Genomic DNA, 20,676 nt, shown 5'->3' with positions numbered 1-20,676 from the left:
GGCAAAAGTATAGTCATTTATTGCACAGGACATGGGAGGCGTCAAGTCCCTCCCCCTTCACTTTCACTTTGAGCGGATTAACCCGCCTCGGCTGAACTACGCAGCTCTCTATCCCATTGCTGAAGGCATTTGGGATTGCTTTTCTCAGGATGTTATACGCAGCATTAACATCAGAATTAATTAATTGACCGACTGATGTTTTGTACAAACCTCTCTTGATTCGCTTACCCTGGAACACAGGGTCTTTATCGGTTTTTCCGTAAACAGGGATTGGGTCTAGATTCAGAAAATTTGCGCGCGAAGTGTAAGATTCTTCTTGCACGATCACCTTAATCCCAACCAACCGAGTCTTGTATTCCAACATCTCAATTAATCGAGCGTGAGGAATACTGACAAAGTTTTGATTAGTTTGCTTTCCTAAATCAATCTCGGTTTTCCACTGTGCATTCTTACCAATTACTAGCGTCCCAATTTGTTTCGCTGCCAAATGGTCAACAATTAGGCGACTTGTGTGATGCAAGTAATTATTGACTTTTTGGTGGATCCAGCGAGTTAAGCGTTGAATGCGGGGTGAACTCTTGCGGCTTCCTTTCAACTGAGATTGTAACTGTGCTTTACGTTTGTTGTAGAACTGGTTGATTGATTTCAATGGTCGCCCGTTAATCAACAGAGGGATAAAACCCGGCTGATTTGAAGTTAACGCCACTAAGTTATCCAATCCTAAATCAATACTAGCTACAGAGTTGCCGTTACTAACGGTGGACTCCGGTTCATCATAAATCACCTCAATTACATAGGAATCGCATTTGGGAACCAGTCTAACTTGACAAATTTGAGCGGAATTGACTTGAGTTTTGATTAAAAGCTTCGTACCCGAAAGCTTGATAATTCCTTTTCTCAACTGTGTAGTGCTAATCGCTTGAATCGTGTAGACAAGAATGTTTCGCCCTTTAGCTTTATCTTTGTACTTCGGCAGTTTTGGGCGGCCGGTGAATTTAGAGGAATCGGCTTTGTAAGCTTTGACCGCTTCAAAGAATGATTTCCAATTCTTATCCAATATCATCAAGATTTGTTGGCTAACCGATTCAGGTAAAGCCTTGTAGGCTTGATGATGCTTCATCAAACGGTTCATTTCGTTGTAGTTGATATAGCCCCATCCATAGATAAAACTCTGACGAATGACGTAGTTAGCGGCATTGTAGAGATTTTTGGATTTAAAAGCTAATTCATCAATCAGTGGGAAACGGTGTTCCGTAGATTTAATGATATGTCGCTCTGTTAGTTGCATCCAGACTCTCCATTCGTAACGAGCGAAAAAATTTCATTTAACTCTCGTGACTATATAATAGTCCTATTGTTTATTGATGCTTACCATCTTAATGAAGTTTTATAATACCAGACGATCGGTTTCCTAGACATCTAAATTTAAACCCACATCTTGCACCATTCTCCAGAACAGGCAAGATGCCTGTTCCACAAAGAATAGATTTTCTTGTGGAACGGGCCGGAGAACCCGTTCATAAAAGGCTTATTCACAATGGTGCAACATCTCAGTTTAAACCCAGATGGGACACAACCGCAGCCGAAAACGATCGCACCTTGACTCCGCAGCAGTTCACCAATTGTTAAAATGAGTTTGGCCATCGGGGCGGATTGCCGGGACTCGGAGAACAAACTCCCATCTAAACCCCATGCACACGAATGATATAATTCCATTACTCTCAAACCCGAAAATGCTCAAGAGTCAAACTACTCATTTAGCTGACGGGCAGTGGGCCTTTGCATTTTCCTCACTGTAAAACGCCCTAGAGGGAAAAAAATCAGAGTATCTCTACGGCAAGTCCAACATACCGTGAATGGGGCGGTTGGAAGCCAACACCAGAATTTTTGATTTGGTTTGCGGGAGTATGTCACTTAAGATAGGCTAATTCAGTTGCTAGCGCTTTGGGGAAGTGGACAGTTCTTTAACTTATGTTAATTCCACTAGATTACTACCGGATTTTGGGTCTACCGATTCAAGCTACTGCCGAACAGTTGCAGCAGGCTCACCGCGATCGAACTTTACAGCTTCCGCGCCGGGAGTATTCTGAAGTTGCGATCGTCGCCCGCAAACAACTGCTCGATGAAGCCTGCGCCGTTCTGTCAGACTCAGAGGGGCGCAAAGCTTACGATGCCAATTTTTTAGCCAAAACTTACGATCGAGAGTCGGAAGCAGCACAGGAAGCCAAGCACCAGAGGTCAAAAACCTCAGCAGGCCCGGCCACCTTCCTGCAAGACGCAGGAGAAACCGTTCCGGCAGAGTCCAAGGCTTTAGAGGCTGCTCCCGACCCCCACACTCCAAGTATTGAAATCGATGACAACCAATTCGTAGGAGCCCTGCTCATACTGCAAGAACTGGGAGAATACGAACTCGTACAGAAGCTGGGTCGCCCGTATCTTAACAATGGCAGCATCGCGATCGCAGAAGGTCGTTTCGGCGACCCGCAGCTCGTGAGGCCAGATATAGTTTTAACCGTCAGCCTTGCCTGTCTAGAACTCGGCCGCGAACAGTGGCAGCAAGGTCAGTACGAAAATGCCGCAAAATCATTAGAAGCAGGTCAAGAATTGCTGCTGCGCGAAAGCCTATTTGCAAGCGTGAGGGGTGAAATGCAAGCCGACATATACAAACTCCGTCCGTACAACATTTTAGAGCTATTATCACTTCCCGAAGAAAAAGTCGCTGAGCGTCGCAAGGGACTGGAAATCCTGCGAGAAATGCTTCAAGAACGAGGCGGTATCGACGGTTCGGGAGACGATCGATCGGGTTTAGGAATAGAAGACTTCCTCCGGTTCGTGCAGCAAATGCGTAAACACCTAACTAGCAGCGAGCAGCAGGCGCTATTTGAAGCCGAAGCCGGTCGCCCCTCCGCAGTCGCCACTTACCTCTCGGTCTACACCCTGTTAGCCCAAGGATTTGCCGCCAGACAGCCATCGATGATCCGTCGGGCAAAGCTGATGCTGATGCAGCTCGGTCGCCGCCAAGATGTTCACCTGGAAAAAGCCGTCTGTTCCCTGCTGCTGGGCCAGACAGAAGAAGCCAGCAGAGCCCTCGAACTCAGTTCGGAAAAAGAACCCCTGGCCTTCATTCGCGAACATTCCCAAGATTCACCCGACTTGTTGCCCGGACTGTGCTTGTACGCCGAACACTGGCTACAAGAAGAAGTGTTTCCCCACTTCCGCGACTTGGCCAACGAGTCAGTGTCCTTGAAAGACTACTTTGCTGACCCGAAAGTACAAGCTTACCTAGAAGCTTTGCCACAGGACGCAGAAACCGCCAACGAATGGGTCGTGGTGCAGCCCCGCGCCGGCAAGCAGCCAGGGCGACTGCAACCGACAGCAGGTCGATCGCCCGCTGCCATACCCCCACAGCCACCCACAGCCAAGCAGGGAGCCAGTACGGTCACTTTGACCCCCGTACCGGGCGAGGCTTCCACCGCAGCTTCGGGAACGAAATCCCCGGCAACGGTGGCCACGCCGAGCGCTGTTGCCCCTGTCTCTCTCCCGATAGCTACAGTGCCACACCCAGCAGAATCGACTTCCAAACATCGCAGACGCCAACATTCAGGGCGCAGCGGAGCCAGCGGCAAAGGGCTAAAGGGCGATTTGGTCGATCGAGCGCGCACCAAGGCAACAGAAATTACCGCCCAAGTCAAGTCCATGCCTCCAAACAAGCTGGCTTTGCTTCTAGTGGCAGGTGTCCTGAGCCTGTTATTCCTGTGGTTAATACTCAGTCTGTTGGCTAGCGCGATGCAAGCCCTATCGGGCCCCCTCCAAGGAGAGCAAGCCCTCGTTCGCCTGGAAGAACCGCCCATAGAAATCCCTGCCTTGGCCGCAACCCCAGAACCGAGCGCCACAGGCGCAGTATCGGGAGCAATCACTGAGGAATCAGCCGGACAAATAGTTCAAAGCTGGCTATCGGCGAAAGCAGCAGCTTTGGGCCCCAATCACGCTGTCGAAGAATTAAAGCAAGTTCTGACAGAACCGGCTTTGTCTCGCTGGCAATTGATGGCGGAAGCTCAACAGCGTAACAACGCGCACCAGCGTTATGTACATAAGCTGCAAGTTAATGGAGTTACCACAAATCCGACTAATCCCGATCGCGCTCAAGTAGAAGCCCAAGTCGCGGAAAAAGCCGAAGTGTTCGATCGTTCTCAACTCGTTTCTTCCCGCAATGAAAACCTGCGGGTGCGCTACGACTTGATCCGCCAAGAGGGACAGTGGCGGATTATGGATTGGCAAGTGATTAAGTAAGAAATTGGTAATTAGTAATTGGTAATTGGTAATTTCTGCTTGCTAATTACTAATTCCCAATTTCTGATTATTAGGTGAGTTTTTAATATCAAATCCGTTAGCATCGGAATAGTAAATTCGAGTTCACTGTTGACTGTTGACTGTTGACTGTTGAAAGTGAACAGTGAACAGTCAACAGTGAACAGTCAACATCATTCCGGTGTTACCGGAAATGATATAATTCCAAAAGCGGGAGTTTTGAATTGCAGATTATTGTTGAAGGCTGGCGTTTTATTTATCATTCCTATTGCGTAGCCAATCAATTTCAACTGCTGGAAATGCTCGATCGCCCGCGAGGACAAATTGAGCTTTTCCACCGCGATATGCCCTACATTGACGCAGCTTGGGAGACGAAAATTAGTTTGTTCGATCGCCCAAATGAAACATTACTTCGCAGCATTAAGAGCCCGGCGGTAAATCAGTCAGCCGATGTTACCCTGCGAATGTACTGCCCGTGGGACTTCTCGGCATCCAGCAGCGCTCAAACTTGGGTATTTGCAGCCACAGAATGGGGGATTGTTACCAGTTCAGTATTACAGGCGATGGGTGTTAAGTCGATCGCCGAAACTCCGGTTAACTCAGAAACGAAAATTATTACACCTTCAGCGTGGTCAAAAGCCGGCTTAATTCGCAGCGGTGTTGAGGCCGATCGCATTTCGGTTGTACCTTTGGGTGTCGATCCTCAGATTTATTATCCTGCTGCGGGCGATCGGCGTCAATCACTGCGCGAAAGCTTCGGCTGGTCAAACTATTTTATATTTTTAAACATCGGAGGACAAACGGATCGCAAAGGTATTCGCCCTTTATTAAAAGCCTTCGCTGCGGTAGTTGACAAATATCCAGATGCGAGATTAGTTTTAAAAGGTTCTGAACTGCTTTATCCGTCGAGAGACGAGATTGCTGAAGCCAGCCGAGTTGCGCTCAACGATGCGGAAAGAGCAAGGGTTTTACCGAGATTAATTTATACTGGTAGCCAGCTATCTTTTGCTCAAATAGCTGAGTTTTACCAAGCAGCAGATGCTTATGTTTCTCCCTATTTGGCAGAAGGTTTTAATCTGCCAGTGTTGGAAGCGGCAGCGTGCGGTTTGCCGGTTATTTGCACTGCGGGCGGCCCTACGGATGATTTTACGCGATCGGACTTTGCACTGCGGATTGAAAGTAAATTTATGAGTGTGGAGAGTGAGGGGGAAACCTTATTTATCTTAGCTCCTAAGTGGGAACATTTGACTGATTTGATGCAAGGGGCGATCGAACAGCCTGGAATCGCTGCGAAAGCGAGGGTTGCGGGCCCGGCTTTTGTGGCTGAAAATTTTACTTGGAGGCGCGTAGTCGATCGATTGCTTGAGGTTATGGGAGGAGATAGAAAGAGAGAGGAGAGGTCTATTTTTGAGCCAATAATTTTGTAGTTTGGGCGTTTCAAGCCCTAGATGGGGAAATAGGTATTTTCCGGCGTAGTGATTAATCACCGAGAAAGTATGGCGTTTAGCGTTTCAATCCCTGATAGGGTTTTAGGTATTTTCCGGCTTAAGGGGCCGATTGCGATGAGTAAGAGTTAAAAAAGCGTGTTTCAATCCCTGATAGGGTTTTAGGTATTTTCCGGCAACTGTAGCTAACTAATGCTGAACTATTCCACCGGGTTTCAATCCCTGATAGGGTTTTAGGTATTTTCCGGCTTTAGTTAGTGGGTGACAAACATGGTTCAAGTCAAAGTTTCAATCCCTGATAGGGTTTTAGGTATTTTCCGGCACTTAGATTATGATAATAGAGATTATACACGATTAGGGTTTCAATCCCTGATAGGGTTTTAGGTATTTTCCGGCTTTGGTGTGTATTTTTACTTATGTGCAAAAAATGCGTTTCAATCCCTGATAGGGTTTTAGGTATTTTCCGGCGAGATTTAGCATTATTAGTGGGCAAGCAACTGAAGTTTCAATCCCTGATAGGGTTTTAGGTATTTTCCGGCCGTAGATGAGTGTAGGCAATCGTTTCCTCTTCTGGTTTCAATCCCTGATAGGGTTTTAGGTATTTTCCGGCACTATCAAATCACCCCAGATAGTTGCTTTTTTGTCGTTTCAATCCCTGATAGGGTTTTAGGTATTTTCCGGCGTTTATTGTAGCGAGTAAAACCGTTGGTGTCACGTGTTTCAATCCCTGATAGGGTTTTAGGTATTTTCCGGCCGGCTCAGCGTGTTTGGGAGCAAAGATCGGGTCAGGTTTCAATCCCTGATAGGGTTTTAGGTATTTTCCGGCTTTATGGCATTGAAGAAAATATTTTATCTCCCTACGTTTCAATCCCTGATAGGGTTTTAGGTATTTTCCGGCTAATTTTGATTTAGATGATGTTGAGATTAGTGACACGTTTCAATCCCTGATAGGGTTTTAGGTATTTTCCGGCCCGTAATTGCCGGCGATCGACTGCTGTACATCCACGTTTCAATCCCTGATAGGGTTTTAGGTATTTTCCGGCGGAGATATTGCGGGTCAATGTGCAGCACTCCTCGTTTCAATCCCTGATAGGGTTTTAGGTATTTTCCGGCTAGACGATCCGATCGCCCGATCTCATCTGCGGATTGGTTTCAATCCCTGATAGGGTTTTAGGTATTTTCCGGCTTGATGTAAACGCAGCATCTGCTGCAATTACTATGTTTCAATCCCTGATAGGGTTTTAGGTATTTTCCGGCACATTTGTAAAATTGAAGCAAAAAAGCACCCCTAAGTTTCAATCCCTGATAGGGTTTTAGGTATTTTCCGGCCCTCGCAGCATTCTTGCAGTTTTTTGAGATTAGTTGTTTCAATCCCTGATAGGGTTTTAGGTATTTTCCGGCAGTAACGGGGTGTTAAAACCCCGCTGTAGATTTGTTTCAATCCCTGATAGGGTTTTAGGTATTTTCCGGCTTATAGTGAGTATATGTACTCATGAAATATTTTTGTTTCAATCCCTGATAGGGTTTTAGGTATTTTCCGGCATCGCTAATAATTTCTTGATAGCGATAAGGGTTAGTTTCAATCCCTGATAGGGTTTTAGGTATTTTCCGGCCCGCGCCGCCGGAGTAATTGTCCCCAAGGGCGATCGGCAAGTTTCAATCCCTGATAGGGTTTTAGGTATTTTCCGGTCGGCTCCAATCTTGCACGGAAAGTGCCTTGAAGTTTCAATCCCTGATAGGGTTTTAGGTATTTTCCGGCTCGGCATCTCGGAGTAGAGCACCGCCGGGGGCAGTTTCAATCCCTGATAGGGTTTTAGGTATTTTCCGGCAAAGCAATTTCATTGTCCAATCTGACAGAATCTAAGTTTCAATCCCTGATAGGGTTTTAGGTATTTTCCGGCTTACTATCGGGGTTGAGCGATTATGTCGTACCAGTTTCAATCCCTGATAGGGTTTTAGGTATTTTCCGGCCTCTATCCGATCGCCCCACAGACCCCCAGCCAACAGGTTTCAATCCCTGATAGGGTTTTAGGTATTTTCCGGCTGTCCGGCGCTACCTTACCTCTACGATAACGACAAGTTTCAATCCCTGATAGGGTTTTAGGTATTTTCCGGCTAGTCGCTCCAGTCGCCGCACCTGCGAAACCCAGTTTCAATCCCTGATAGGGTTTTAGGTATTTTCCGGCCCGATTATCTGCAACCTTTTAATCAGTTAGCCGCAGTTTCAATCCCTGATAGGGTTTTAGGTATTTTCCGGCTGGAAGTTGTGGGCGGACGATCGGCTGTTCTTCGTTTCAATCCCTGATAGGGTTTTAGGTATTTTCCGGCAGTCAAGGGATTCAGGCGCTATCACGTTCCCTCCGTTTCAATCCCTGATAGGGTTTTAGGTATTTTCCGGCCGAAAAAGTAACAGCCGCGCAAACTTGGGCAGAGGTTGCGTTTCAATCCCTGATAGGGTTTTAGGTATTTTCCGGCTCAAATTCTGAAGAGTCGAATTCTGAGATATTCATGTTTCAATCCCTGATAGGGTTTTAGGTATTTTCCGGCAATCACGGCGGGGAATCTGGCGGGCAAAAATCCGTTTCAATCCCTGATAGGGTTTTAGGTATTTTCCGGCGGGGTTGCTGGTAGCACCTTCGGAACTTTGCTCGGGTTTCAATCCCTGATAGGGTTTTAGGTATTTTCCGGCAGTCGCGATCGGCGATTCGGCCGGTTTGGGATAGTTTCAATCCCTGATAGGGTTTTAGGTATTTTCCGGCCCGCAGCAGTAAGCATTATCACTGATATGCTCAGTTTCAATCCCTGATAGGGTTTTAGGTATTTTCCGGCTGCCCGTTCCAGAAGCCACGGTGTATTTGGTTTTCAAGGTGCAGTTGCGTCCAGCTAAAATAAAAGTACCATTCCAGCCTTCGGCTTGTCAATACCGGAGTTTCCATACTCACTCCAAAACCTTATCCTGTAAAGCTTTCAGACTTTGCGTCCAGCCTTTTTTTACACTAGGGGCATCAAACTCTTGCTGCACATGAGTTTGAGCCGAAAAATTTGATACCCCGATTTTAACACCTACCCATAGACGCAAACTCAGTAAAAAATATTCTGCGAGCAACGCGCTCTACGCCACCAATACATTCGATCTTACCCTGACAGCCAGCGCACAGCGGAAAAAACCAAATACTGTCTTCCTTGGGTTGGATGACTTTGTTCGGCGTGGCATCGTAACTTAGCACAGTTTCAACAGATACGGCAATGGCGCCGCTTGTTGGATTATATTGTTGTCTCGTTGTCGGACTCCATGAAAGGTTTCAACAGATACGGCAATGGCGCCGCTTGTTGGATGACTTTGTTCGGCGTGGCGATCGTAACTTAGACTTGAGTCCTAGCCGGAATCAATCTCCTCAACAGGTTTGATAACTTTGTTCGGCGTGGCGATCGTAACTTAGACTTGAGTCCTAGCCTCCATCAATCTCCTCAAACTATTCCGCCAACCAGAAAGCAAAGCGATTAAAAAACAACTCCGATCTATCAAAAAAAATTAGCTCATATTCAACAGCTAACGACTTAGACACTTATCTCTAAAATCTCACGAAAAAGCCATATAAAAGCTGCCAAGTCGTAGACTTATCAAAATCTATGCTTTAGAAAATCCCAGACCACAACTTATATTTTACCGAAATTGAATTCCCAATTAATTGCTAGGCGTGATTTGCCGCGACTTCTTCAGCGAAACCTAAACTTTCAATAAATAGCGAATTTTTACCTGCCATATTTGCGGTATTTGCGCTTCGCGGTTGCGAAAAATATTATTGGCGAATGGCCTAAAAATTGCCCAAATTAACTTAAAATCAGTAGAGTGGCATTTACCTTAAAACTCCCGATGACAAAAGCCGAAATTATCACCAAAAACATCACAGTTCCTAACGGGGATTTGGAAATAGCTGCATACCTAGCCCAGCCAGCCTCCCCAGGACAATTTCCCGCAGTTATCGTGATTCAAGAAATCTTCGGCGTCAACTCGCACATCCGCGAAGTTACTGAAAGAATAGCAAAAGAAGGATATGTGGCGATCGCCCCAGCCATTTACCAGCGTCAAGCCCCCGGCTTTGAAACCGGCTACACACCCGAAGCCATCCAAATCGGCAAAGAATACAAAGAAAAAACCACAGCTTCCGAACTTCTGGGCGATATCCAAGCCACCATCGATTACCTCAAAACTCTACCCTCTGTCAAACCAGAAAGTTTTGGCTGCATCGGTTTCTGCTTTGGAGGGCACGTCGCCTACCTAGCCGCTACTTTGCCCGAAATCAAGGCTACAGCGTCGTTCTACGGCGCCGGTATCGCCACCCAAACCCCCGGCGGCGGCACCCCCACGATCGCCCGCACAGCAGACATTAAAGGCACTCTCTACGCCTTTTTTGGCACTCAAGACCCCAGCATTCCCTTAGAACAAGTTGACCAAATCGCCGCCGAATTGCAAAAACACAGTATTTCTCACCAAATTTTCCGCTACAATGCCGATCACGGCTTCTTCTGCGACCACCGCGGCAGTTACGACGCTACGGCAGCAGCCGACTCGTGGGTGCAGGTGAAGCAGCTATTTCATCAGCAACTTCAACCAGCTTAGAGAGTGGGAGATGGGGAGATAGGGAGATGGGGAGAGTGGGAAATTTTTTTCTACTGACGACTGCCAACTAAATTACTGACAACTGACAACTAAACTGACATGAATTCCAAATCTACAGGTTCTCAAAGCGCAAAACCATCCTTTTCAATGGATGATTTTGCTAAAGCCCTCGAACAGCACAATTATGAGTTCCAGAAGGGACAAGTAGTGCGCGGCAAAGTGTTCGAGTACGACTCAAACGGCGCGTATGTTGATATCGGCGGCAAGTCTTCGGCTTTTTTGCCGATCGAAGAGGCTGCTTTGAGAACAGTAACGGATTTGTCGGAAGTGGTTCCGCTGGACGAGGAACGGGACTTTTTGATTATCCGCGAACAAGATGCAGATGGCCAAGTTACTTTGTCTCTGCGCCAGTTACAAATTCAGCAAGCTTGGGAAGATTTAGTCGAATTGCAAGAAACCGGTAAAGTTCTTCAGGTGCGGGTTTCTGGCGCAAATAAGGGCGGTGTGACTGTAGATGTTCAGGGAATGCGCGGCTTTATTCCCCGATCGCACTTAGTCGATCGCGATAACCTAGAATCGCTGATCGGTCAATCTTTGAGCGTTAATTTCTTGGAGGTCGATCGCGAACGGGAAAAACTCGTACTTTCCCAGCGGATGGCCACTCAATCGAATGCTTTCAAGGACTTGCAAATTGGTCAGTTGGTGGAAGGAAAAGTCAGCAGCATCAAGCCTTTTGGCGTGTTTGTGGACTTGGAAGGAGTTAGCGGTTTGCTGCACATCAAGCAAGTCAGCCAAAAATATATTGATAACCTTGGCAAGGTGTTTGCTCCCGGTCAACCCCTGAAAGCGATCGTGCTTGACCTCGATGAAAGTCGTGGCCGAATTTCACTTTCTACGCGGGTACTAGAAAATTACCCAGGGGAAATGGTGGATAAGATGGCGGATGTTATGGAGACTGCTGAAGAGCGATCGGAACGTGCTAGAAAGACTCTTTCTTAAGGCTTGATCTAATTACCACCCCGACTTCTTAAAGAAGTCGGGGTTCTAAGAGTGCGATCGTTTTACGTTTAATTAAGTTGATTTACTTATTTTGCATTTTACATCGACTTCTTATACCAGTTTCCCAAAAGAATCCCACTATAGCAATCGTCGCATCATTTAGGAATTTCTTACTCCCTCCCCTTACCAAGGGGAGGGTTGGGGTGGGGTAAAAAATTTACGACTCCTGCAAGGATTGCTATATAGGCTAACTCCAAACCCCTATCCAGTAAGTTAATACCTCTCGCCCATCAAAAATCCCAAATAGTCTTACGTCTTCCTTTCCCTATCTAACTCCATTTTTAGCGTTCGTTACTTAACCCCATTAGCTACTACTCCCAATACTTTAAAATCTGCTACATTTAGTTGATCTAAAGCTTTGCTTACCATGCCGCGATCGGTTTTTTCTATTTTTACTATCAGCACTGTACCATCAGTTTGAGACGCTAGTAAATGGCCGTCTGCTAAACCAATTAAAGGTGGCGTATCGTAAATCACTAAATCAAATAACGCTAGAAATTGTTCCATTAAATAGTGCATCTTTCTCGAAGAAAGTAATGTAATTGGGTCTGAGGGAATAGTACCAGCAGTCAGGACAAAAAGATTGTCATCGTCGGGTAATCGCTGAATAGCCTCATTTAAGCTTAAATCAGAACTTAAAACATTACTTAAACCTTTCATATTTGATAAGCCAAGATATGTGTGCAGTTGAGGCACACGCATATTAGCATCCACTAATAATACTCGTTTACCAACAGCAGAAGCAGTTTTAGCTAAATAAAGTGCTACAGTTGACTTACCCTCACCTTTAATGGTCGAAGTGATGGTTAAAGAACTTATTGGGTGTTCAGCATTTAATAATTGAATATTTGTGTATAAGTAGTGAAATGCCTCGACTACAGGAAAATCTTTGTAATTTGAAACTATTATTCGTTTTAAGCTTGCACTGTTAGTATTTGAACTTACGCTAGTGAATTTAGCTGGAACACGTTCACCTCGACCAGATTTAATTTTCATCGCTTTGGCGATCGGAATGACTCCCAAAATAGGGCGTTTAGTTGCTGATTTAATTTCTTCGGGAGTATGGAAAACAGTATTTAAAACTTCTACTAGGAAACCTATAGCAATGCCTAGTAAAGTGCTAATAACGATCGCAATGGCTAGGTGGCGACGGGTTGGTTTTTCTGTTACTGGGTAAAAATCACCATTTTCGTTTGTGATTAACTGTGGTTTAGATATAATTTGCCAAGAGCCATCAATTTGACCAGCATCTAGTTGTAAAGTTTTTTGTTTTTCGAGGAAGAGTTTGAGATTATCTTTAGCTAGTTCTAGTTTTAATTGTATGTCATCATAGCGAAGTTGAGCTTGAGGCATTTGAGTGATTTTTGCTTGCAGTGAATTTTGGCTATTAGTTATCAATCGCTCGCGAGCTTCCAACTGTTTTAGTTGTGATTGCATCTGCAAGAGGACAATATCAGCTTCTTTTTTGATTAAATCACGCAAACTTTGCTGCTTTTCCCGCAAAGATTGAATGGGAAGGCTATTTTCATAAAATTGAGTAGAGCTTAAAGCTAATTGCGACTCTATTTCATTTACTTTGCTAATTAAATTTTCATAGGATTTGGGGCTAATATCAATAATCCAACGATTATCGCCCGTTAACGCTCTTTTTTTGTAGCTTTCATATTGAAGCCTACTTTCTGCCAGTTGTGCTTGCACTTCTAGGCGACGATTAGTTAAATTATCGAGCTGATCTGATAGGCTGCGGCTGCGTAGTTCGGGTTGATTAAAGTTATACTGAAGCCTTAACATTTGTAATTCTTGTTGCAATTTATCGACTCTCTGCTGGAGTGGGGGCAGTTGTCGATCTATAAAATCAATACTTTGTTTGCTAACTTTCAAACGCTCTTTATCCATATATTCTAGGTAATATTTTGCAGTTTCATCCAGCACATATTGGATGCGCTTTGGATCTCGATCGCGATAGCTAATATCTATGAGTTTAGTACCACCCTGCTTCCCATCTCGCAAGAAAGTAATACGTTGGATAGTCAAGCGGCTACTGAGACTTTTATAGTCAAACTTTGGATATTTTGTTTGCAATTTATTGACTAATGGTAGTAACACTTCTGGGCTTTTTAAAACCCGCGCTAAACTTTGATAATCCACCGAGGAACCGTCTTCCGCTGATGATTTAATTTTGTTCAAGTCTGTGATGCCTAAACTGTTATTTTGAGCTTGAACCAATAGTTTTGATAGCCGATCGTCAGCCGTAATCGGTTCTGCTAAAACTGTGAATTTTCCTTCATACTCAGTAATAGAGTTTTTGGCAGCCCTGAGCACGAAACTACCGCTTAAAGTAGCTATGCTGGCAGCTACTATGCCCATCACCAGAAGGCGACGTTTGATGACAGCTAGTACCCAATTCATATCAAGAACTTGGTCATCCTCTGCTGGGGTACTAGCTAGGTAATTAGCGGAGGGAGCAGACAAATATTGACCATTAAGGTCATTTTTGATGGAAGACAACAGTTTTTTATCCATAGCAAGAATCTTATTTAATTCCTAATTTCCGAATAGTCTGAGTAGCTCTATCAGTCGGGTGGGAACGAGAATTCCACCAATAATATTACTAGCTGGTGAGAAAACAGTATTAATGTTGTCTACGAATATAGCAGTCCTCGATCGTGCCACTATAATTATGTCATTATCTTGAATCAGTGGGTTGCTTTGAGCGTCGATTCCTTGATTAAAGTTAATTGATACTTGCGATCGAGATATCGTGCCATTAGGATTTAGCCTGATCAGTTCCACATATCTAGAGTTAGCGCGATTTGGTCGAAAACCTCCCGCACTCATAATTGCTTGATTTAAGGTAGTATTAGGAGGTAATTTGAGTCCACCCGGAGCATTGACTTCTCCGATAACACTTACTTGCAAAGTCGCCGGAGCAAAGCTAGCAGTAGCTAGAACAGAAACTTCTCCGGGGTCGATCGCCGTCGCTGTCGGGACAAAGATGATATCCCCTTCTTGTAGTATAGTATCTTGAGAGGTATCTTGTTCTTGCAAATATTGCCAGAGGTTAATAGTTCTAATTTGTTGTTGGCCACTTCTAGTATAACGTTGGAGTTGGATTTGCCGAATATCAGCGATTGATGTTATGCCACCAGCTAGTTGTAGAGCTCGAATGATGGTCGGTTGTCCGCTGGTTCTTTCACCATTTCGGGTATCACCACCAATGGCTACATATCTACCCGGACGCTTCACCTCTCCGAATACTGAGACAGTACGGGGTTGATCTGCTGGTATAGAAAAATTAGATTCACTAAGTTGATTTGTTTCTGCTAAATTAATGGTTTCTTGAGGGGGAACCAAGATTTGATCTCCATCTCGCAACGTGATATCTTGGCTGCTCTGACCAGTTTGTAAATAATCCCACAGATTATAAGTGATAGTTATTTCTTTGTTAGCCGTAAGCCGACGCCGCACAATTACTCGTCGAATATCAGCGCTAGCTCGAATACCCCCAGCTTTTTCTAAAGCTTGAGGAAGCGTGGGAAACTGAATCGATGGTCTAGTTCCACCTCCATTAGCTAGGGGTAATAAGTAAGAGCCCGGACGACTTATTTCACCCGATAACCAAATATTAAGCGGGCGGGCAGCTTGTAAGCTGATTGTAACTAAAGGTCTTTTTACGACCTTACCATAAGCTCTAGTGATAACTTGGGCTGCCTGTTCTAAAGTTAATCCTTGAAGGGAAACACTACCAATAATGGGGATTTGAATAGCTCCCCCAGCGGGAATTTGATACTCCCCACTAAGCTGAGGCAGATCGTAGATATCAATTTTAATATTGTCTCCACCACCTAGATAGTAATCAGTATTAATACTTGTTGCGGGGGCTGGCGACTGAGCGAGGTTGGTTTGAGGGTAGGAGAGAGTGAGTACGAGCGCCAGCAGTGGCAGTTGTAAAGCACGGAGAGTAAGCCATTTCATAGGTAGTAACAAATTTATGATAGAGGTAAAGCCATGAAAGATATTTTAAGAATGCCGATGTTTGCGTTGATGCTATTGTGTTTAACGCTTATCGTGTTTGTGACTATTTATATTTTAGCTGCACGCCATCCGAAATTGAGTGGCACATTAGAAAAGATTTTTGTGGGCATACTTTTTTTTACCATCACTGGTGGTTCGGGGATCACGGCAATGCCCTTTACCAAACTCCATCCTAACGTTTTCTACAACTTAGAAACTACACCCCCAACGATGATTGCTCAAATTGCCATTTATGGGGGCATGATATTAATGCTATTTCCCCGCTTAACTAAAACTACCCAAAAAACAGTTTCTATGTGCATTAAATGGATAGCAGGAGACATTTTTTTAGGTGTGTTTTTGTTGATTATGACTTTATCGGGCTTGTGGTCACAAACTCCTGAAATTACTTTTAGGGCTATTTTTGCTATTTGGGTAGTAACACTGGCTTCTATTTATGTAGGGAAAGTGTATAGTTGGTTAGAAATTTATGGATTATTGAGATGGCTAACTGGTTTATTAGCTTTATGGTCACTTGTGAAAACAAATGCAGCGCCGGACGGTTGTTGGACAGGAGTTTTAGGTCATAAAAACCCTTTTTCTTTTCAAATGGCTAATACAGCTTCTTTATGGCTTTTATATGCTTTTAAGGATCGTAAGTATCGATATTTATCATTATTTATAACTTTAATAGCTTTAGTAGGATTGCAAAAAGGTTGTAGTGGTGCTAGTCGGATTTTGACAGTGGTATTAATCAGTTTGTGGAGTTATTTAGCCCTCTTAAAAAAATTACCTGTAAAATGGGCTTTTCTCTGCTTTATCTTATTTTTGGTCGGTAGTATAGGTATAAGTATTTTGGTATTAAATAATTTAGAGGCTATTATTGTGGATGGTTTGAAAAAAGATATGACTTTAACAGGTAGAACCGATTTTTGGCCTTTAATTATTGATCGAATTAATCAAAACAATCCCATATTTGGTTATGGAATACAAGGATTTTGGCAGTGGTGGCGTCGCTCGGAAAATCCCGCTTACGGAATTGTAGTAGCTAAAACTGGTTTTGTGCCACCCCACTCTCACAATGGTTTTATTGATATACTTTGCGAACTGGGTTGGGCCGGACTCTTGTTGTTTATTGGGTCATTCTTGAATAATATATTTAGAGGTATAAAGTACCTAGTTAAAGGAACTTTTCCAGAGTCAGGTTTGCCTTTGTATTTATTAACATTTATGCTAATGACCAATTTGACAGAGGGGGGACTATTGGGGGTTGGTACTTATTGGTGTTGGTATGTAGTTTTATCGGTAAAATTGAGCTTAGATAGGACAGCTAAGGATAATCCACACTGATGATGTCAGCGTTTGGTCAGGCCTATTAGGAGAATCTTTACAAAGAATAGGCATCTCCCCCACTTCTTAAAGAAGTCGGGGCTTTAACACCGATCGCGTTTTACGTTTAATTAAGTGGGCTTACTTAATATGACTCGCAATTGTTTCACTCTCCACCGTGGCTTCCACTGGCCAAGAATTTTCCATCTCTAGTGTTTGTTTCGGCTGATAAACTGCCAAGTCGAACCAGAAAGTCGTACCCACATTAACTTCGCTAACTAAATTAATTTTAGTGTGGTGCTTGTCAATAATGTTTCTGACAATAGAAAGACCTAATCCCGTTCCTTCTAAAGTGTGTACTCGGTTTTCTACCCGGAAAAAGCGATCGAATATTGCTTGTTGATCTTCAGGATCTATGCCAATTCCCGTATCAGAAATTTCGATCCGCACTACCGGAAAATGTTTGGCATCCGGTGACAAGTTTTGGTGTACGGATTGACCGTCTTTGTGAGTGGACGCCTCCGGCTCTAGCAAATACGCTCGAATTGCCACCTTGCCACCGGACTGAGTAAATTTTAAGGCATTTCCTACTAAATTTGCAAATACTTGCAGCAGCAAATCGTAATGACCTAAAGCAGGTGGCAAATACGGGTCAACTTCTTGCTCTAATTCAATGCCTTTATCCTTAGCATTTAACTGATAAGTCCGCAGGGTTTGTTCGACAGCTTGCGGGAGGTCAACCGCCTCCAAGTGATAAACTCGGCAGGATTCCAGTCGCGACAAGTCTAACACGTCGTTAACTAAACGAGTTAGTCGATCGGTTTCTCGATTGGCAATTTCTAGGAATTCCCTGCGCTCGCTTTCTAGAAGGTCTTCTCCGTACTCGTGGAGAGTCTCGATAAAAGATTTGATATTAAATAAAGGCGTTCTCAATTCGTGAGAAACATTGCTGATAAAATTGCTTTTAGCCTCATTTAGTTCTACTTCGCGAGTAATGTCCTGCACTGTCATTGCAATGCCTTTGAGACTTTCTCGGTAATTTCCTGAACCTTGATGCTTGGAGGTTTGCTCGTAGAAAGTACACTCTACAGCTAGCGGGCGTTGTGGTTCGGTACAGGTATCTTCCTCATGGCGGATGCAGCTTTTGCACAGCGGTTCGGCACCGGGCGCTTTGTGCAGAATGACTGTAGTTAAAACAATGCGAATTGTACGGTTAACTGGTTCGCTCATCGAGATGCGAAATTCGCCGCCGTCGCGATCGCCCGCAGCTATTTCCTGCAAAGGTCTAGCCAACTCCTGCTGCACTTCCGAAGGCAAAATGTTGAGAACATTTACTCCGAGCGCATTTTTGCCTTCCCATCCAAAAATCCGCATCCCCGTCGGATTAACTAAAATCACCTGCAAATTTGCGTCTAATAAAAGCGCGCCATCAGCAATCGTTGATACCAAAGTTTCTAACTTAGCTTTTTCCGCTGTCAGTTCTTCAATATTTTGTTCTTCATAACTTTCGAGTTTCTGGGCCATTTCATTAAAACTGCCAATTAACTCGCCCAATTCTCCCCCTAAAGGCAGGTCAACTCGCTGCTTAAAATTCCCGCTGGCAATGTTTTTGACCCCGAAGACTAATTGTTTGATCGGCTGAGTAATTGTCAGGGCATTAAATACAGCTCCCAAAATTACCATTACCCAAATTGTCACAAATACTGCTAAAGTGACATCCCTAGTCAGATTTGAAGAGATAACTGCTGCGGGATTTGGGTTAATGCCGATCGCCAAAACTCCCAAATATTTGTCTTCATGAATTAACGGCACAAATACATCGGTAACTTCTCCATCGGGCGTCAAATGCTGCCGCACCAAAGGCAAAGAAGTTAAATTTCTCGCCTCAATATCGGCGAGAAAATTATCGGGAAGTTTGATCTGGCGGCGCAGTGTCAGGGAAGTCTCCACCTCGGATTCCGAAAAGGGTATCCCCAGGAAAATATCTCCCGCTTCGTCTGCGTAAAGCATATAGCGGACGCTGGAGGTGCTGCTGTAAAATTGGCGGGAAAAGCGGGCGACTTCGGAGCGATCGTTTTGGGCAATCAGCGGCGCCACATTTGCCGCCAACAGCAGGCCCAGGTCTCGGCCGTAACGAGTATCGTTAAGTCGGGCGTCTTGCTGGATAGTATTCACGGCCCAGAATGTCAGGCCACTCATAATTAACGACACTACGAGGGTAGCAGCGGCCATCAGGCGGGTCTGGAGGGTAAAATCCGACCACCAGCGGGCAATAATTTCTCCGATTTTGTTTAGTATGGCCAGCATTTCACCAGTTCACCCGTTCAATATTAAAAGCAAGATAAATTCAGTTGGCTTCAGATAAAATTTTCTGATGCGACTTGTCCGCTACCGCCACCGCAGAGATACCAAACTTCATTGTTACATTTCTACATTGAGATTGCTTGGCTTTCGGATGGCGGTCGATGTCGCAATTCCTAATTTTTATCGCCCAGAGCTCGGCGACCGATGTCCCGACGGCAGTAGACGCCTTCAAATTGGATGCAATCAACTGCTGCATAAGCTGTGGAGATAGCTTGTTCCAAAGTTTCTCCCGCTGCGGTGACGCCCAAAACCCGGCCGCCGTCGCTCACCAACTGCTGGTGCTTCAACTGGGTGCCGGCGTGAAAGACTTCTGCTCCTTTGGCTTCAGCTTCCTCGATACCTGTAATAACTTTGCCTTTTTGATAACTTCCAGGATAGCCCCCAGAAGCCAAAACTACGCAAACAGATGCCCCCGACTTCCAGCGAATAGAATATTCACCGAGACGCTGCTGACAGCAGGCCAGCACCAAATCTTCCAAAGGAGTTTCCAGCAGTGACAAAACCGCTTGAGTTTCGGGGTCTCCGAAACGGCAGTTGAATTCTAAGACTGTGGGTTCTCCTTCTGGCGTAATCATTAAACCTGCGTAGAGTACACCCCGGTAGTCGATTTTGCGTTTTTGCAGTGCGGCGAGGGTGGGTTCGAGAATTTCTTCTTGAATCCTTTCCATGAGTTCCGGGGTGACGATGGGCGCTGGGGCGTAGGCTCCCATACCGCCGGTGTTGGCTCCCTTGTCGCCTTCGCCGATAGCTTTGTGGTCTTGGGCCGGCAGCAAAGGTTCCACTGTGATGCCGTCGGTGAGGGCGAGAATCGAGACTTCTTGACCTGTTAAAAATTCTTCGACGACGACTCGGATGTTGTCGGTGCCGAATTCGCCTCGGAAAATGGTGTTGATGGCGCTGTGAGCCATTTTGACGGTGGTGGCAACGGTGACTCCTTTGCCTGATGCGAGTCCGTCTGCTTTAATGACTATTGGGGTTCCTTGTTCCAGAACGTATGCTTTGGCTGCTTCTGCGTCTGTAAATACGGCAGCTTTGGGTGTGGGGATGCCTGCTTCGAGCATCAATTCTTTGGCCCAGGATTTGCTGGATTCAATTTGGGCGCCGGCTTTGGTGGGGCCGAAAATCATCATTTTTCGCTGTTGGAAATAGTCGGCGATGCCTAGGGATAGGGGCAATTCGGGGCCGACGATGACTAATCCGATGTTGTTGACCATCACAAAGCGTTCGATGCCTTGGAAGTCGTCGATGTTGAGCGACAGATTTTGACAGCCTGGGGTGGTAGCTGTGCCGCCGTTGCCCGGTACGCAGAATACTTGTTTAATCCGCGTAGATTCTAGCAGTTTTTTTGCGATCGCGTGTTCGCGACCTCCGTTTCCCACAACTAAAACTTTCACAGTATCCTCACCTATAAATTGTGTTCCCTGAATGTCTGATTTTCAGTGTTGGCGTCTGTCTATCTGCTTTTTGCAGTGCTGTCAATTATGCCATGCTTGGCGCTAGGGAATTGCTAGATGTGGCACTTTTCTGGAGGAGTGA

General features: G+C 45.1%; 11 protein-coding genes and 1 CRISPR repeat array. Of the genes, 6 read left to right on the top strand and 5 right to left on the bottom strand.

The window, feature by feature from the left end; all coding sequences use genetic code 11:
- Nucleotides 1–13 precede the first annotated feature (13 nt).
- Nucleotides 14–1,288: a transposase gene (locus QT987_RS11825; RefSeq protein WP_333240017.1), complete on the bottom strand. Its 1,275-nt coding sequence runs from the start codon at nt 1,286–1,288 to the stop codon at nt 14–16.
- Between the two features lie 176 nt (nt 1,289–1,464).
- Between QT987_RS11825 and QT987_RS11820 the strand changes: the two genes are divergently transcribed.
- The 5 genes from QT987_RS11820 (at nt 1,465) to QT987_RS11800 (ending at nt 11,373) form a co-directional block, all read left to right on the top strand.
- Complete coding sequence (locus tag QT987_RS11820; protein WP_333240015.1) at nt 1,465–1,629, top strand: hypothetical protein; 165 nt, start codon at nt 1,465–1,467, stop codon at nt 1,627–1,629.
- Between the two features lie 342 nt (nt 1,630–1,971).
- The gene (locus QT987_RS11815; protein ID WP_333240013.1) at nt 1,972–4,290 is read left to right on the top strand and encodes an IMS domain-containing protein; all 2,319 of its coding nucleotides are present in this window, start codon (nt 1,972–1,974) and stop codon (nt 4,288–4,290) included.
- Between the two features lie 242 nt (nt 4,291–4,532).
- Nucleotides 4,533–5,735 (top strand): glycosyltransferase family 4 protein, encoded by a 1,203-nt coding sequence (locus QT987_RS11810; protein WP_333240012.1) that lies wholly within the window; start codon nt 4,533–4,535, stop codon nt 5,733–5,735.
- 81 nt (nt 5,736–5,816) lie between these two features.
- A CRISPR array of direct repeats spans nt 5,817–8,582; the repeat unit is 37 nt; unit sequence GTTTCAATCCCTGATAGGGTTTTAGGTATTTTCCGGC.
- A gap of 1,045 nt (nt 8,583–9,627) precedes the next feature.
- Nucleotides 9,628–10,374: a dienelactone hydrolase family protein gene (locus tag QT987_RS11805; RefSeq protein ID WP_333240010.1), complete on the top strand. Its 747-nt coding sequence runs from the start codon at nt 9,628–9,630 to the stop codon at nt 10,372–10,374.
- A gap of 99 nt (nt 10,375–10,473) precedes the next feature.
- The gene (locus QT987_RS11800; protein ID WP_333053701.1) at nt 10,474–11,373 is read left to right on the top strand and encodes a S1 RNA-binding domain-containing protein; all 900 of its coding nucleotides are present in this window, start codon (nt 10,474–10,476) and stop codon (nt 11,371–11,373) included.
- Between the two features lie 351 nt (nt 11,374–11,724).
- Here QT987_RS11800 and QT987_RS11795 read toward each other — a convergent pair whose 3' ends face one another.
- Nucleotides 11,725–13,956, bottom strand: a complete 2,232-nt coding sequence (locus QT987_RS11795) for a polysaccharide biosynthesis tyrosine autokinase (RefSeq protein ID WP_333240008.1) — start codon at nt 13,954–13,956, stop codon at nt 11,725–11,727.
- A gap of 21 nt (nt 13,957–13,977) precedes the next feature.
- Entirely contained in the window at nt 13,978–15,408 is a 1,431-nt protein-coding gene (locus QT987_RS11790) for an SLBB domain-containing protein (protein ID WP_333240006.1), read from the bottom strand.
- A 33-nt stretch (nt 15,409–15,441) separates the two neighbouring features.
- On the opposite strand from QT987_RS11790, the gene QT987_RS11785 reads away from it, so the two are divergent.
- Entirely contained in the window at nt 15,442–16,797 is a 1,356-nt protein-coding gene (locus QT987_RS11785) for an O-antigen ligase family protein (RefSeq protein WP_333240004.1), read from the top strand.
- 120 nt (nt 16,798–16,917) lie between these two features.
- On the opposite strand, the gene QT987_RS11780 is transcribed toward QT987_RS11785, so the two are convergent.
- Both QT987_RS11780 and purD read right to left on the bottom strand, forming a co-directional pair.
- Nucleotides 16,918–19,083 (bottom strand): ATP-binding protein, encoded by a 2,166-nt coding sequence (locus QT987_RS11780; protein WP_333240002.1) that lies wholly within the window; start codon nt 19,081–19,083, stop codon nt 16,918–16,920.
- A 170-nt stretch (nt 19,084–19,253) separates the two neighbouring features.
- Nucleotides 19,254–20,534 (bottom strand): phosphoribosylamine--glycine ligase, encoded by a 1,281-nt coding sequence (gene purD, locus QT987_RS11775; protein WP_333240000.1) that lies wholly within the window; start codon nt 20,532–20,534, stop codon nt 19,254–19,256.
- Nucleotides 20,535–20,676: the final 142 nt, after the last annotated feature.

It is taken from the genome of Microcoleus sp. SVA1B4 (assembly GCF_036700545.1).
Taxonomy (GTDB): Bacteria; Cyanobacteriota; Cyanobacteriia; order Cyanobacteriales; family Microcoleaceae; genus Microcoleus.
The sequence above is the reverse complement of the archived record's forward strand: the minus strand, read 5'-3'. Positions and strand labels throughout refer to the sequence as shown.